Source organism: Pseudoalteromonas ostreae, from assembly GCF_018069805.1.
Classification (GTDB): Bacteria; Pseudomonadota; Gammaproteobacteria; order Enterobacterales; family Alteromonadaceae; genus Pseudoalteromonas; species Pseudoalteromonas ostreae.
This window is the reverse complement of the sequence record NZ_JAGPYN010000027.1, coordinates 25546-38695: the sequence shown is the minus strand read 5'-3', so window position 1 is coordinate 38695 and position 13150 is coordinate 25546. Positions and strand designations below refer to the sequence as shown.

General features: G+C 41.5%; 9 protein-coding genes and 1 riboswitch. Of the genes, 3 read left to right on the top strand and 6 right to left on the bottom strand.

Annotation, left to right across the window (positions count from 1 at the left end; all coding sequences use genetic code 11):
• Both J7338_RS17730 and msrA read left to right on the top strand, forming a co-directional pair.
• Complete coding sequence (locus J7338_RS17730) at positions 1-3099, top strand: efflux RND transporter permease subunit (RefSeq protein WP_210798287.1); 3099 nt, start codon at positions 1-3, stop codon at positions 3097-3099.
• A 139-nt stretch (positions 3100-3238) separates the two neighbouring features.
• On the top strand, positions 3239-3775 hold the full coding sequence (gene msrA, locus J7338_RS17725) for a peptide-methionine (S)-S-oxide reductase MsrA (protein ID WP_210798286.1): 537 nt from the start codon (positions 3239-3241) through the stop codon (positions 3773-3775).
• Between the two features lie 88 nt (positions 3776-3863).
• Here the strand turns inward: msrA and J7338_RS17720 are convergent, their stop codons facing one another.
• The 3 genes from J7338_RS17720 to J7338_RS17710 all read right to left on the bottom strand — a co-directional run bounded on the left by J7338_RS17720 (position 3864) and on the right by J7338_RS17710 (position 7945).
• Positions 3864-5711, bottom strand: coding sequence for a TonB-dependent receptor domain-containing protein (locus tag J7338_RS17720; RefSeq protein WP_210798285.1), 1848 nt, complete (start codon positions 5709-5711; stop codon positions 3864-3866).
• A gap of 34 nt (positions 5712-5745) precedes the next feature.
• A riboswitch (cobalamin riboswitch) is annotated at positions 5746-5923 on the bottom strand.
• A 418-nt stretch (positions 5924-6341) separates the two neighbouring features.
• Complete coding sequence (gene recA / locus J7338_RS17715) at positions 6342-7388, bottom strand: recombinase RecA (RefSeq protein WP_210798284.1); 1047 nt, start codon at positions 7386-7388, stop codon at positions 6342-6344.
• Positions 7389-7456: 68 nt separating this feature from the next.
• A complete protein-coding gene (locus J7338_RS17710) occupies positions 7457-7945 on the bottom strand; it encodes a CinA family protein (protein WP_145235284.1) in 489 nt (162 codons plus the stop codon).
• Between the two features lie 21 nt (positions 7946-7966).
• Between J7338_RS17710 and mutS the strand changes: the two genes are divergently transcribed.
• Positions 7967-10537: a DNA mismatch repair protein MutS gene (gene mutS / locus J7338_RS17705; protein ID WP_210798283.1), complete on the top strand. Its 2571-nt coding sequence runs from the start codon at positions 7967-7969 to the stop codon at positions 10535-10537.
• Positions 10538-10645: 108 nt separating this feature from the next.
• On the opposite strand, the gene rpoS is transcribed toward mutS, so the two are convergent.
• From rpoS to J7338_RS17690, 3 genes are read right to left on the bottom strand one after another with little or no spacing between them, the layout of a single operon-like run.
• Positions 10646-11641 carry an RNA polymerase sigma factor RpoS gene (gene rpoS / locus J7338_RS17700; RefSeq protein WP_145235280.1) on the bottom strand — a complete coding sequence of 332 codons (996 nt, stop codon included), beginning with the start codon at positions 11639-11641 and terminating at the stop codon, positions 10646-10648.
• 60 nt (positions 11642-11701) lie between these two features.
• Positions 11702-12526: a peptidoglycan DD-metalloendopeptidase family protein gene (locus J7338_RS17695; RefSeq protein ID WP_210798282.1), complete on the bottom strand. Its 825-nt coding sequence runs from the start codon at positions 12524-12526 to the stop codon at positions 11702-11704.
• 40 nt (positions 12527-12566) lie between these two features.
• Positions 12567-13145, bottom strand: coding sequence for a YqaA family protein (locus J7338_RS17690; protein WP_145235276.1), 579 nt, complete (start codon positions 13143-13145; stop codon positions 12567-12569).
• Positions 13146-13150: the final 5 nt, after the last annotated feature.

Here is a 13150-nt window from a genome sequence, read left to right as displayed (position 1 = left end):
GTGAAAATTACTGATACCAGTGTCAAACGCCCCGTTTTTGCGATTGTAATTAACCTATTGTTACTAACCTTTGGTTTAGTGGCTTTTTCGATGTTACCGCTGCGCGAATATCCTGATATTGAATCACCCATAGTCAGTGTAAGCACTGAATATACGGGAGCGTCAGCCGAGATCATTGAAACAAAAATTACCCAAGTGCTGGAAAACCGTATTTCCGGTATTGAAGGCATTAAAAGCATTAATTCATCAAGTAGAAATGGTCGCTCAAATATTACCATTGAATTTAATATCAGCCGTGATATTGATGCCGCATCAAACGATGTCCGTGAACGTGTAGCACGCGCACTTGATAGTCTACCCGAGCAAGTACGCCCGCCAGAAGTATCTAAATCTAACAGTGATGAAAGCCCTATTGCATGGTTTTTACTCAATAGTGACACCATGGATTCATTGCAACTATCTGATTATGCACAGCGCTTTATTGTCGACCGTTTAGCTGTGGTAGATGGTGTTTCCAATGTGCGTGTTGGTGGTGAACGTAAATATGCCATGAAAATTTGGCTCAACCGCCAAGCAATGGCTGCTCGTGGCATAACCAGTAGCGACATAGAAAACACCCTACGAACTGAAAATGTTGAGCTACCAGCTGGTGAAATTGAATCTATCGACCGTGATTTTACAGTACGAACAGCGCGTAGTTATAAAGAGCAGCGTGACTTTAAAAACTTGGTAATTAAACGTGGTGACGATGGTTACTTAGTTCGTCTTGGTGAAGTTGCTGATGTAAACTTAGAAGCCGCTGACGATGAAAGCTTATTCCGTGGTAATGGCCGCAACATGGTTGGCCTTGGTATTGTTAAACAAGCTAAGGCCAATACACTTACTGTGGTCGATAATGCCCGTGCTGAACTTGAAAAAATCAAACGTAATCTGCCAGAAGGCACCACTATTCAAGACAGCTATGACTCGTCAATATTTATTAAAGAATCGATTAACGAGGTTTACAGTACCTTGGCTATTTCAATGGCTTTGGTGGTATTAATTATCTTCTTATTTTTAGGGAACATTCGCGCTACCTTGATCCCAGCGGTAACAGTCCCAGTGGCGTTAGTTGGTAGCTTTATGTTCTTACTGGCGATGGGTTATTCAATTAACTTATTGACACTACTGGCGCTGGTACTAGCAATTGGCTTGGTTGTTGATGACGCGATTGTAATGCTAGAAAACATTCACCGGCGTATCGAGCTAGGCGAACCTGCCCTACTAGCCGCTTATCGTGGCGCCCGAGAGGTTGGCTTTGCAATTATTGCCACCACCTTAGTGCTGATCTCGGTGTTCGTGCCCTTGGTATTTATGGATGGCCGTATCGGCGCATTATTTACCGAGTTTGCGATGGCCGTCAGCGCTGCGGTATTCTTCTCAAGCATTACCGCATTAACACTCTCGCCAGCGTTGTGTTCATTAATCCTTAAGCCCTCCTCAAAAGAGAGTAAATTCAGCCAATGGATGGATCGTATTTTTGACAAGATTGAACAAAGCTATAAAAATACATTACGCTCAAATATAACCCGTTCTGGTGGTTTAACGATCACCTTACTGCTGGCTGGTTTTGTTAGTTATTTATTGTTCCAACAAATTCCTTCAGAACTTACGCCAAAAGAAGACCGTGGTACTTTCTTTATCATGATGAGTGGCCCTGAAGGGGCAAGTTATGAAAATAACGCCGCTAACATGGCAAAAATTGAAGAACGTTTAATGCCTTATTCCGAAGCGGGCGAACTAAGTCGAGTGCTGGTACGCGTACCTGGCTGGGGTGGCAGCGGTGGTGTGGCAATTGTTGGTATGGCAGACTGGGATGAACGTAAACGTTCAACTTGGCAAGTAATGGATGAGATCAGCGCAAAAATGACTGAAGTCACCGATGTGCGCGCTTTTGCTATTATGCGTCGTGGTATTGGTGGCGGTGGCTCATCACGGCCCATTGAGTTTGTCCTGCAAGGAAATGATTATGCACAATTAGCTGATTGGCGAGACCGGATCATTGAACGTGCAGAGAAAAATCCAGGGCTGGTACGTATTGACCATGACTACAAAGAAACCTTTCCGCAATTTTTGATCAGTATTGATAAAAACAAAGCGGCGGATTTAGGGATTTCAGTTTCGGATGTTGGCCGCACCCTTGAAACCATGTTAGGGCAACGCCGTGTTACCACCTTTATTGACCGTGGTGAAGAATACGATGTGATATTAAAGGGCACCAAAGCTGACTTTGCTGATCCTACTGATATATCAAATATTTACTTAAAATCACGCAGTGATGAACTAGTTCCCCTTGATAGCTTAATTAGCTTAAAAGAAGAAGCCACTGCATCAAGGCTAAATCGTTACAACCGAATGCGTGCTATTACTTTGAGCGCTAACCTCGCCGATGGTTACACCCTTGAAGAAGCGCTTAACTTTTTAAATAAAGTGGCAATGGAAGAAAACGATATTGATGGCGCCATTGATTATAAAGGTGAATCACAATTATTCTACGAAGGCGCTTCGGCAATGACCTACGTGTTTATTTTGGCGCTTACCGTTACTTTCTTAGTGCTAGCGGCGCAATTTGAAAGTTTTATGCACCCCTTTGTGATCATGCTCACTGTGCCACTTGGTATGATGGGCGCAATGTTTGGTTTATGGGCTACAGGACTAACCATAAATATTTATAGCCAAATAGGCATTGTAATGCTGATTGGCCTTAGTGCTAAAAACGGTATATTGATTGTCGAATTTACCAATCAATTGCGCGATAAAGGCGTAGAGTTTAGTGAAGCTATTTTACAAGCAGCAACCCAAAGATTGCGACCAATTATTATGACCTCTTTGACTACGGTAATGAGTGCGGTGCCATTAGTGCTAGCCTCAGGCCCTGGTGCAGAAAGCCGTATGGTAATTGGTGTAGTGGTGTTTACTGGCGTTATTGTAGCAACCATACTTACGCTATTTGTTGTTCCTGCGGCGTACTATGCGCTGGCTCGCAATACTCAGTCTCCTGAGTTTTTACAACAAAAGCTCAACCAACAAGAAGCTGAAAGACCGCTAAAAGAGCTTTAACTGACTTATAGCGTTGCTGCACCGTGCAGCAACGCTTCTACTCTTTCCTCGCTCTAACTCATGAAATAAAACACCGTCTTTGTCGTTCTTCTGCTAGGCTAGAACATCTGCGTAACTTAACGTTTTTAGGAGTACATATATGAGTACAGACATTCAAACTGCAACCTTTGGTGGCGGCTGTTTTTGGTGTATCGATGCAGCATTTAGACGCATAAAAGGCGTTTTACAAGTAAGCTCTGGTTACACTGGTGGCGAAACAACGGATCCAACCTATAAACAAATATGTACGGGGCTTACAGGCCATGCTGAAGTCGTTAATATCGAATTTGATAGCAAACAGATAAGTTTTGAGACCTTGTTGGCAATGTTTTTTACTTTGCACGACGCTACACAGCTGAATCGCCAAGGCAATGATGTAGGCACACAGTACCGCAGTGTTGTTTACTATCACAGTGCAGAGCAGCAAGCGCAAACTAATCAATATATTGCAAAATTACAAAGCCAAATACGCGAAGGCATTGTCACCGAAGTAAGCCCTGCAACCACATATTACCCAGCAGAGCAGTATCATCAAGACTATTACAACGAAAACCCTGATCAACGCTATTGCAGTTTATTGATTGCACCTAAGCTGCAAAAGTTTGAGAAAGACTATAAACAGTTTTTAGTAAACTAAGCAAAGTGCTAAATAAGCATTTTCATCTAAATATAAAAAAGCCCGACACGCAAAGGTGTCGGGCTTTTTTATTTAAGCTAGAACGAGATCAGAACAGGTAGCTTGCGCCAACAAAGAACTGTCGTCCTGCTGCATTGTAACCAAGTAATTCACCATTAGCGGTAACCCCAGTACCTGCCGTAAAGTAGTCTTTATCTGTAATATTCTCGATGCGAGCTTGGAATGAGAGGTCATCGATCACTTGATAATTAGCTGATAAATTAAATACTGTGTAAGCGGCTAATTCAGTATCATAATAAGCGATTGATGGGCGCGAGGAACGATATTGCATTACTAAGTTGGCATCAAAATCGCCCCAGCTTTTGCCAAGCGTATAATTGAACATTTCAGAGGGTCTGCGCGGTAAATCAGTATTGGTTGTTTCATCTTTGGCATCTAATAAGCTCAAATTAACATTATGTTGAAAGCCAAACCCTTCAAACTCGGCTGATAATTCAATCCCCTGCATAGACACTTTATCAATATTAGTTGCTACCCATTTACCTGTGTCTGCATCATATTCGTTAGTAATTAAGTTATCGATCTTGTTGTCAAAAATGGCAATATCATAACGACCCCATTGCGTATCTATAGTAACGCCAAATTCATTATTAACTGACTCTTCCGGTTTAATATCACTATTAGGGGCATACCATTGGCTATCAGTGACAAATGCATTGATCAATGATGGTGCTCTAAAGGCTGTACCATGACTTAACCGTAGCGTTACGTATTTATTTGCTCGATAGCCTAAACCTGTTGTGTAAGTATTTGCACGACCATGAAAGTCATAATCATCGGTTCTTACTACTGCATTTCCTAACCAAGTATCATCATCATAAAATACGCCAACGAATAGTGCTGTGTTATCACGCTGTTCTTCAGATGATTTCGCCGAAGAGCCTGACAAGTCTTCATTTAAAAAATTAACACCACCGGTAATATCAACCGTATTAGTTAGTGTATATAAACCACTGTATTCAAATTCAACCCGCTCTGTACTGTAAACCTGCTGCTCATCGGTACCTGTTTGAATATTTTCTTCTTGAGAAATACTCACAGAGGTACTTTGTGTATAAATCTCAGAGCTTTTTTCCCAGCCTAATTTAGCGGTGTAGTTTTCAAAGTCATATGCGTCATTACTAGAAGCGTTATCATACTCACCTTGGCCTTCGCTATACTGGCTTAGCAAACTAAATACACCGGAATTTTCAGTTTTATATGCTAAGTTAAAACCAATATTTTTATTGGTATAACCGTCGTCATCATGATCTTTTGTTACTGCTAGCGATGGATCTTTACCTGTTACATCATAGCCGTCAGTATTTTCATAGCCTAAGTTATAGTTAAAGGTAACGGCATCTTTTACAATCCCACCTGCTAACTGGTAGTTTTCATAGCTATCAGTACCCAACGTAGCAGATAGTGTATTATTAGTTGCTTGACGAGTAATTATATTGATAACACCAGCGACAGCATCAGAACCATAAATTGCAGCCCTTGCACCTTTTACAATCTCAACTCGCTCAATGCTGTTAACCGGTATATTGGTTAATGATACGCTACCAGAACTTGCATCACTGACACGCACACCATCAACTAGCACCAAGGTATACTTTGCCGTAGCGCCACGAACAAATACATCAGCCTTTTGACCAAAGCCACCGTTGCGTACAATATCAACACCTGCAATGTTGCTTAGTATTGATGGTAAGTCTCGATAGTTATTTTTTTCAATATCACTGCGCTCAATAACAGTTACACTGGCAAGTACATCAGTAATTGATTGCTCAAATTTATTAGCGGTTACCGTCAGGCGTTCAATTGATTGCTCTGCAGACACAGAAAAAGACAACGCAGCGGCAATTGCTACGCCTAGAGTAGATTTGTTTAACATGATATCCCCTGACCCGCGCCCACCGCACAAGTGATAGTAAATTGACTTCAAGGCCGGTCTCCGGACTTAACATAACTCGCTAATAAATTTAGCTAAAAATATGTATCACCGTTGCGGGGGCAGTGTTGGACTTCGTTTATATCCTATAAACGCCACCAACTTCCCGATTATCTTGCTTTACTTAATCAACAACCTTGAAAAGTAACCACAAGCACCTTGAAAATAAGCCGCTATTGTGATTATTTTAAGCACAAAAGTCAATGGACGGCTATACTTCTAAAGTAAAGTAAGGAAAAGGTGAAAGCTGACTAGTGAAAACTATCGAGTAGGGTGAGGCTTTTCCCCTCCTTTTTCACATAATCGTACATGCGGGCTTCGTATACGGCTCCTGTTTTATTCTATTCCATCAGTATTACACCAAATTTAAGTGTCAGGCTTCCCCATGCACAAAAACAGGCTCCCTGTTCCCCCCAAACACAGCATAGGATGACTAAGTGTTGCGCTATTTTGCACGCTGATCCACCAATACCACCGAAACAGGTTTCGTTGAGCAAACATAAAAGCCGCTAAATATTATTTAGCGGCTTTTTTAATGTTAAGTGCGGGTCAAATCGCGCTTATTCAATACTTTTAAAGCTCAGCATCATCAGCTAGTAAAGCATCTTCAATATCATCTGGCTTGATTGTCGTTTTTAATAACAACATATCACGTAACTTGCCTTCGATCTCATCTGAAATTTCAGGGTTCTCTTTTAAGAACTTTATTGAATTAGACTTACCCTGGCCAACTTTACTGCCATTGTAGCTATACCAAGCCCCCGCTTTTTCAACAATCTTATGCTTAACACCTAAGTCAATCAGCTCACCATGTTTAGAGATGCCTTCACCATACATGATAATAAATTCAGCTTGTTTAAACGGCGGAGCCACTTTGTTTTTCACCACTTTAACGCGGGTTTCGTTACCCACCACTTCGTCGCCCTCTTTAACAGAACCGATACGACGAATATCTAAACGTACTGACGCGTAAAATTTAAGTGCGTTACCACCAGTAGTGGTTTCTGGGTTACCAAACATAACACCAATTTTCATACGGATTTGGTTAATGAAAATACATAAAGTGTTTGAACGTTTGATATTACCGGTTAGCTTACGTAATGCTTGTGACATTAAACGTGCTTGTAGGCCCATGTGTGAATCACCCATGTCGCCTTCAATTTCAGCTTTCGGTGTAAGTGCAGCAACCGAATCGACAACAACCACGTCAACCGCGCTTGAGCGAACTAACATGTCGCAAATTTCAAGTGCTTGTTCACCTGTATCAGGTTGTGAAACTAATAACTCATCAATATTTACACCCAATTTTTGGGCATAAATTGGATCAAGTGCATGCTCAGCATCAACGAATGCACAAGTTTTACCTTCTTTTTGTGCTTCAGCGATAACTTGTAAAGTTAGCGTAGTTTTACCTGATGATTCAGGACCATATATTTCAACAATACGTCCCATAGGTAAACCACCTATGCCTAAAGCGATATCAATGCCCAGAGAGCCTGTTGATATAGCATCAATATCTAACGCTTTATTGTCACCCAATTTCATGATTGAGCCTTTACCAAATTGACGTTCAATTTGAGATAAAGCAGCGTCCAACGCTTTTTGTTTGTTATCGTTCATTTTACTCTCCAAATCCGGCTAATGCAGACAAGTATACTGTATGAAATCACAGTATCAAGCTAATTTTATTAATTTATCTTTTCTATAATGGTTTTTAATGAGTAAACAATAGCTTGCAACCTAACTTGCGCTCTATCGCCTGCGAATATCTGTTGGCTCGGATACTGTTTCTCGCCAATTTGAATACAAAACCATACTAAACCTACTGGTTTTTCTGTACTGCCACCACCTGGACCTGCAATACCCGATACCGCAACCGAAATATCGGCCCCTGCGGCCTTACACGCACCCGCGGCCATTTGCAAAACAGTTTGCTCACTCACTGCGCCGTATAAAGTTAAGGTTTGCTCTGTAACCCCTAGTAAATCCTGCTTAGCTTGATTACTGTATGTTACAAATGCACGGTCAATATAAGCCGAGCTGCCAGGGGTATCTGTTAACGCATAACTCACTCCACCACCAGTACATGATTCAGCACTAGTGATCCATAAGCGTTTATCCGTTAAAATAGCGCCTAACTGCGCAGCAAGTGTTTTAATCTCTTGATGTAATTCCATATTCAGCCTTTGGGTAAATACATGTCGTTCGATCTTTATGCACCGCACAATATAAGTCAACAAACTCCGATGATGCAGCAGTATCTAAAAATAAAATCTGAGCATCGTGATATTTTACTGTTTTATCGCATGGGCGATTTTTACGAGCTATTTTTTGATGATGCAAAACGTGCAGCACAACTGCTTGATATTTCACAAACTCACCGTGGTAAAGCCGGCGGCGATCCTATTCCTATGGCAGGCGTCCCTTATCATGCGGTAGAGAACTATTTAGCTCGTTTGGTACAAATGGGTGAATCCGTCGCTATTTGTGAACAGGTGGGCGACCCTGCAACCAGCAAAGGACCTGTTGAGCGCAAAGTTGTACGCATTGTTACCCCTGGCACCATTTCTGATGAAGCACTATTACAAGAGCGCCAAGATAATTTACTGACCAGCGTTTGGCAAAGTAAAAAAGGCGTGTATGGCATTGCTTACTTAGATATTAACTCAGGCCGTTTTAATATTGTTGAAGTAAATACTAAAGAAGCATTTAGTTCAACTTTACAACGCTTAGCACCAGCAGAGTTACTCTATAGCGAAGACTTTGCCAACTTTCATTTGATTGAACATATTAAAGGTATTCGCCGTCGCCCTGAATGGGAGTTTGACTTAGACACTGCACAACATTTATTATGCGAGCAGTTTGGCACCAAAGATTTAGTCGGTTTTGGGGTTGATAAAGCAACTGCTGCATTAGTTGCTGCCGGTTGCCTTATGCAATATGTGAAAGACACGCAGCGTATTGCTCTACCCCATATTCGCGCCATCACATTAGAACATAACGAACATGCCGTAATCTTAGATGCTGCTACCCGTAAAAATTTAGAGTTGACCGTTAACCTCTCTGGTGGCTTTGAAAACACCTTAGCGCAAGTACTTGATAAAACAGCAACCGCGATGGGTTCACGACTATTAAAGCGTCGTATTCATACACCAATACGTTCTAAACCTGAGCTTAACGCTCGCCTTAATGCGATAAGTGCTATTATCGATGTACAGCTGTGTGGTGAGCTACATGAGTCGTTAAAACAAATAGGTGATATTGAGCGTGTTATTGCTCGTTTAGCATTGTGGACCGCTCGTCCGCGCGATTTAACCCGTCTGCGCAGCGCACTGCAAGCCCTAGCTCCACTGCACGAGCTATTAACTGATGCCAGCGATCCTCGCATTAGTCAGATCATCGCGCAATCTCCTGAATTACCTGATTTACAGCAATTACTTGAGCAAGCAGTGATTGAAAACCCACCGGTACTTATTCGTGATGGTGGCGTAATTGCACCGGGTTACAACAGTGAACTCGATGAATGGCGTTCACTCAGCCAAGGCGCTACCGACATTCTTGAACAACTCGAACAGCGCGAGCGTGAACGCACCGGTATTAGCACCCTTAAAATCGGTTATAACCGTGTGCATGGCTTTTTTATTGAAGTAAGTCGTGCCAACGCACATTTAGTGCCTGCTGATTATATTCGTCGCCAAACGCTTAAAAATAACGAACGTTATATAATTCCAGAGCTTAAAGAGCATGAAGATAAAGTGTTAGGTAGCCAATCAAAAGCTCTGGCGCTTGAAAAGCAACTTTACGAACAACTGTTTGAATTTATTGCCCCGCACATTGAACAGCTACAAATAATGGCGGCAGCACTGGCAGATTTAGATGTGCTAAATAACTTAGCTGAGCGAGCTATTGCGCTTAATTATGCTAAACCTGAACTGTGCGATAATGACAATATTAGCATCAAGCAAGGCCGCCACCCAGTTGTTGAACAAGTCATGAAAGACCCATTCATCGCCAACCCGGTAGAACTTAATGCTCAGCGTAAAATGCTGATCATCACAGGGCCAAATATGGGCGGTAAATCAACCTATATGCGCCAAACTGCACTGATTGTGTTAATGGCACACATTGGTAGCTTTGTGCCAGCAGACAGCGCTAAAATTGGTAATATCGACCGTATATTTACACGTATTGGCGCCAGTGATGACTTAGCATCAGGTCGCTCAACCTTCATGGTCGAAATGACCGAAACAGCCACCATTTTAAACAATGCTACCGCGCAGTCACTGGTGTTAATGGATGAAATTGGCCGAGGGACGAGTACCTACGATGGTCTATCACTGGCTTATGCGACAGCCGATCATTTAGCATCAAAAATATCCGCTAAAACTTTATTCGCAACCCATTATTTTGAACTTACCGAACTAGCCGAGCAGCAAGCTGGATTGGTAAATGTTCATTTAGATGCAATAGAGCATAACGACACTATTGCCTTTATGCATACAGTGCTTGATGGTGCCGCAAGTAAAAGTTTTGGCTTGCAAGTAGCGGCCTTAGCTGGGGTGCCAAAAGCAGTTATAAAGCAGGCAAAACAAAAGCTTAAAATGCTGGAGAATCATCAGCCAGTCACTGCTGATATTAATGCAGTACAGCCCTCATTGTTTGCAGCTGAACCATCGCAAGTGGAAACCCAGCTTGCTGATATTGATATTGATGACTTAAGTCCGCGCCAAGCACACGCGCTACTTTATAAGTTAAAAGCCTTGCTTTGAGCTCAAAGCTAACCACAAAAAAAGCTGAAGAGTTAGCTCTTCAGCTTTTTAATAATTATTTTCTGTGTGTATTTCTTTTTGCTGCGTCTATTGCTGTATTAGTCAGTGTTATGAAAACTGATCAAACAAGCTATCAGTACTTAATCCTTCATGCTGCAAAATATCTTTTAAGCGGCGCAGTGCTTCTACTTGAATTTGCCTTACTCGTTCACGGGTTAAACCGATTTCACGACCCACATCTTCAAGCGTTGATGGCTCATAACCTAACAAACCAAAACGACGTGCAAGCACTTCACGTTGCTTAGGATTAAGCTCACCTAACCAGTCTACAATGTGCTTATTGATATCATTATTTTGTACTTCGCCTTCCGGGCCAAAGCCTTTTTCATCGGCAATAATATCTAACAATGCTTTATCGTTTTCACCACCAATAGGTGTATCTACAGAGGTGATTTTCTCGTTTAAACGCAGCATTTTAGTTACGTCTTCAACTGGTCGGTCTAAACACGCTGCAATTTCTTCGGCAGTGGGCTCATGGTCCAGCTTTTGCGTTAGTTCACGTGCGGTGCGTAAATAAACGTTAAGTTCTTTCACTACATGGATTGGTAAGCGAATTGTGCGGGTTTGATTCATGATGGCGCGTTCAATTGTTTGGCGGATCCACCAAGTCGCATAGGTCGAAAATCTAAAACCACGTTCAGGATCAAATTTTTCAACGGCGCGGATCAAACCAAGATTACCTTCTTCAATTAAATCAAGTAACGCAAGGCCACGATTATTATAACGGCGGGCGATTTTAACAACTAAACGTAAATTACTTTCAATCATTCGTTTACGAGAAGCGCTACAGCCTTTCAATGCTTTGCGAGCAAAAAAGACTTCTTCTTCAGCACTTAATAATGGCGAAAAACCAATTTCACCTAAATACAGCTGAGTCGCATCTAAATTCTTAGTGATTTCCTCTTTGGCAAATATTTCATCTTCTTTGTCATCATCTTTATCGACGTCATCTAATAATTCGGAGTCTGTATCAGCTACAGCTATATCATCAAATTTATCATCAATCGCATCTTTCGTTTTCTCTATTTTTGCTGTGTTACCCATGAGCGTACCCTCAAGCAAACAAGTGAACTTATATCACTATGATCAATACCCGACCGATAGCTAAGGCAAATACTTCTCAGGATTAACAGCTTGTCCTCGATAACGGATTTCAAAACGCAATGCCGTCACGTCAGAGTCTGAACTGCCAATCTCGGCTATTTTTTGCCCAGCTTTCACATCCTGCTTTTCTTTAACTAACAACTTTGAGTTATGTGCATAGGCACTAAGATAATCATCATTATGTTTCAAAATAATTAAATTACCGTATCCTCTAAGTGCGTTACCCGCATAAACGACCGTCCCTTGTGCTGCGGCAAAAACAGCGACACCTTTTTTATTAGTAATTTGTAACCCTTTATAACCGCTTTCCTTGGTTGAAAAACGTTGAGTTACTGTTCCTTTAGCTGGCCACGACCACTTAACTTGGGTCGAGGACAAACTGTTATTATTACTAATTTTCCTATTGGCTTGTTTTTGAACATACTCTCGTTGTTTTGGCTGATCAAGCTCTTTCTTTAATTTTTTGTTATTTTTTTGTATTTTACTTGTAGACTTTTCTATCAATTTCGTATACTTTTTACGCTTTTTTGTTTTTTTAGGTACACCTTTAAAAGAAATTATTTGCCCAGGGAGGATTATGTAAGGGGCTGGTATGGCATTATTTTTTGCTAACGTGCGGAAATCTTGCTGGGCGCTAAAGGCTATTGAGTATAACGTATCGCCTTTTTTAACCGTGTAGCGGTCACCGTTAATATTTACTTTACTAGTATAAGGTTTAACACTGGTATTTAAACTACTGACCGGAGCTGGGGCATGTCGAGATGAGCAGGCACTGAGCAAAACACTTGTAAATAAAGTAACATAGAAGACGTACAGTTTATTCATGGTGTTTTGCTCCTTGTGCTAAAAGTAGTTATTTAGATGCTTAACGTAGTAAAAAGTATGCAACCACCACTAAAATCACTACCCCCCAGCCAAGTACTTCAACATATTGACGTAATTTTTGCTCCATTTTTACTCCGCCCCACTTCATTAGCGCTGAAACTAAAAAGAACCGCGCACCACGCCCGACAGCAGAAGCTAATAAAAAAGGTAAAAACGCCATGTGCAAAAGCCCTGCACCAATAGTAAATACTTTATAGGGTATTGGCGAAAAACCGGCTAAAAACACCACCCATACGCCATAATCTTTAAACCAGCTTAAAGCGGTATTAAACTTTTCTTGCCAACCCATTTGCGCTATTAATGGCTCTACTACAGGTTCAAATAACCAAAATCCGAGCAAATAACCTAAAATACCGCCAAGCACCGAAGCAACTGTAGCAAAAGTAGCATAGCGCCATGCTTTGCTCGGTTGTGCAAGCGACATCGGCGCGAGCATTACATCCGGTGGAATAGGAAAAATAACCGATTCAGCAAAACTCATCCCTGCTAAATAACGCTCTGCGTGGCGATGTTTTGCCCACACTAATGCCATATCGTATAACTTAGTAAACAATTTCAAAGTGA